Below are 2933 nucleotides of genomic sequence, written 5' to 3' on the forward strand. Positions count from 1 at the left end.
CGTCCATATCTATCTCTAACCAATGCTCGAGTGGGCGAAAATCCGCTGATGGACCATTCCTTCCCATCAGGCCATACGACAGCTATTTTCTCAATAATTACTCCTTTAATCTATCATTTACCAATACTTGGATTTTTTCTTTATCCACTTGCATGTTGCGTGGGAATATCGCGAGTTTTTTTAGGCTTACATTATCCCTCAGATGTACTTGCTGGTGCCATTGTAGGAACAGCTTTTGGGTTACTCGCCATTTATATCATTTAATGGAAGAGGGGGGAATCAAGTTTGCATTAGGTCGATCATGGGATGCGATCTTCTCTGATTTATTGTTTCAATATGATGAGGTGATTGCACGAAATAGGCACAGGAAGGTAGCTAATCTATAAAACTACTGTAAAGGGTATGATAGATGAGGAAGTTAACGTCATTGGAATAGGATATGTTTGGTTAGTTTCTGGTGTATGTCTTGCTGAAGCATGAAACCGTGTCATCTCTTTTGATTGAATCTGAAACGGGACTATGAGACTAATCGTAAATCATGGAACTAGGAAAAAATGATTATTTTCCGTGGATTTACATGAAATTAACATGGAATTAACCTCCTATATAAATAACCAGATTATTATGGGGTCATATTAGGAGGAGTAAAATTATGAGAAAACTATTTTGTAAAAGATTTATTAATTTACTAGTTATTGCTCTACTAGTTCTACCAATCTTCTCAAGTCTCGCCATTCGTGCGCATGCAGAAGATACAATGTCGGTTAAATTACTTTCTGTGAACGATTTACATGGCAAGATTGATGTTACAGGAACTATTAATAATGTGAATTATGGACGTGCAGACTATTTGGCCACTTATTTAAAAGCCCATAAAGCAACCAATCCAAATAACACGCTAATTATCCATTCTGGAGATATGATTGGTGGCAGTTCTCCGGTTTCAGCCTTACTTCGAGATGAGCCTACAGTTGAAATCATGGAAGCTATCGGATTTGATGTAGGAACTGTAGGTAACCACGAATTTGATAAAGGTACACAAGAATTCCTTCGGATGGTATATGGCGGTGATCATCCAAACGGCACAAAAGGATATAAAGGGATGAACTTTCCGGTTGTTGCCGCTAATGTGGAATACAAAGATACTGGAAAGCTCATATTAGATCCCTACGCCATTAAAGAAGTAGATGGTGTAAAAATTGGATTTATTGGTGTAGCTACGGTTGAAACACCTAATATGGTGATGGCCTCTGGTATACAGGATATTCGTTTCACGGACGAAGCAGCAGCTGTTAATAAATATACGGAGGAGCTAAAAGCACAAGGAATTAAGGCAATTGTCGTTTTAGCTCACGTTCCTGGAAATCAAAGCGATGAAACGGCCACTGGTCAAATTGCAAATTTAGCGAAGAACGTAGATGACGAGGTAGATGTCATTATTGCTGCTCATAACCATGTGAAACTTAATGCGATTGTAGACAACAAACTTATTGTCCAAGCTTGGGAATATGGAAAATCCTTTGCGGATATTGATTTGAAAATTGATCGTGTTACAGGTGACATTGTTGAAAAACATGCGGAAATCGTTGATGTTATTCAAGAAGGTGTAACTCCTGATCCAGAGGTTAGTGCAATTTTAGCCAAATATAAAGAAATGGTTGGACCAAAATTGAAAGAAGTAGTGGGTTTTGCTGCTACTCCAATGAATGGCGGATACCCTATCAAAGGCATCATTGGTGACAATGCTCTTGGAAACTTGATTGCAGACGGAATGAATTATGAAATGAAGTCTGATTTTGCCTTAATGAACGGCGGGGGAATCCGTGACGTTTTGGCCCAAGGCGAAATGACTTGGGAGAATCTTTTCAATATCCAGCCATTTAATAACACACTGGTTACGGTCACCATTCCAGGATCAGCATTGGAACCTATATTAAATGCTCAGTTTTCATCCTATGGACCGGATGTCTCTATTGGTGGATTCTCATATACGTGGGATAGTGCGACAAGGAAAGTAGTAAATATCTATCTTCCTGATGGATCACCAATTGATAATTATGGGACCTATACGCTTACTGTCAACAATTATATGTATGAACATGGGACTGATAAATATAAAATTCGCCAATATGGCAATGACCCAGTTCAAGGGCCTGAAGATATACAAGCCACTGTAAATTTCGTGAAAAGCTTTAATAGACCAGTCCATTATGTAGCGGAAGGAAGAATCTCGGAAGACTTCAAGGCACCCGAACTGGCGGATGCAGTATTACATGGGGCTGACTGTAGAGATGGATCGTATCTTCATGAAGTCAAAGTATCCTTGGCAGCAACAGATGCAGGTATCGGGGTTTCGCATATTGAGTATAGCTTAGATAACGGTGTCACTTGGCAACGTTATGATGAGGGGTTAACGATCAATAAAGAAGGTAAAAACTCTATTCAATACCGTGCGATCGATAAAGTGCATAATGTTTCAGAGACGAAAACTCTTGAGGTATTCATTACATCTGCATCAATCGAAAATACGATTTCTTTAGTGAAACAAGCAGATGGGAATAATGGAATTAAAACATCGCTTATTGCTCAGTTGGAAAATGCAATCAAAACTTTTGAAAAAGATAAAGAAGATGAAGCTTATCTATCTTTAGAAAAAACTTACTTGCATATTAGCAAGCTTCCAAATAAGCATTTAGGGGAAATGGATAAAAACGAAATCATGTTCATGCTTCAATACATCATTGAACATCGAACAGAAATTAGCTGGAATGAGTTACCAGCCTTGTTAGCGAGTTAATTTTTGATTCGAGTCTTTTAAAATAAACAAGGTGGAGCGATACCAGAATATAGGGATTGAAAAAAACAGATAGAGGGCTAAACTGCACCCCAATTGTTAGATACACACATCTAACAGTTGGAGGTGCAGTTTTTTG

The 2933-nt window shown here is 38.4% G+C and carries 2 protein-coding genes; both read left to right on the plus strand.

All coding sequences use genetic code 11. From position 1 onward, the window contains the following. Positions 1-264: phosphatase PAP2 family protein (locus V7149_RS18995; protein ID WP_335347164.1), on the plus strand; the 264-nt coding region annotated here is incomplete at its 5' end. A gap of 388 nt (positions 265-652) precedes the next feature. Further along, a complete protein-coding gene (locus tag V7149_RS19000) occupies positions 653-2797 on the plus strand; it encodes a bifunctional metallophosphatase/5'-nucleotidase (protein WP_335347165.1) in 2145 nt (714 codons plus the stop codon). Positions 2798-2933: the final 136 nt, after the last annotated feature.

Origin of the sequence: Bacillus sp. JJ1503 (genome assembly GCF_036965125.1) — a bacterium.
Classification (GTDB): Bacteria; Bacillota; Bacilli; order Bacillales; family Cytobacillaceae; genus Cytobacillus.

Excerpts from the sequence above, each read along its gene's own strand:
- V7149_RS19000 (WP_335347165.1), top strand. The coding sequence starts at position 653 with ATGAGAAAACTATTTTGTAAAAGATTTATTAATTTACTAGTTATTGCT.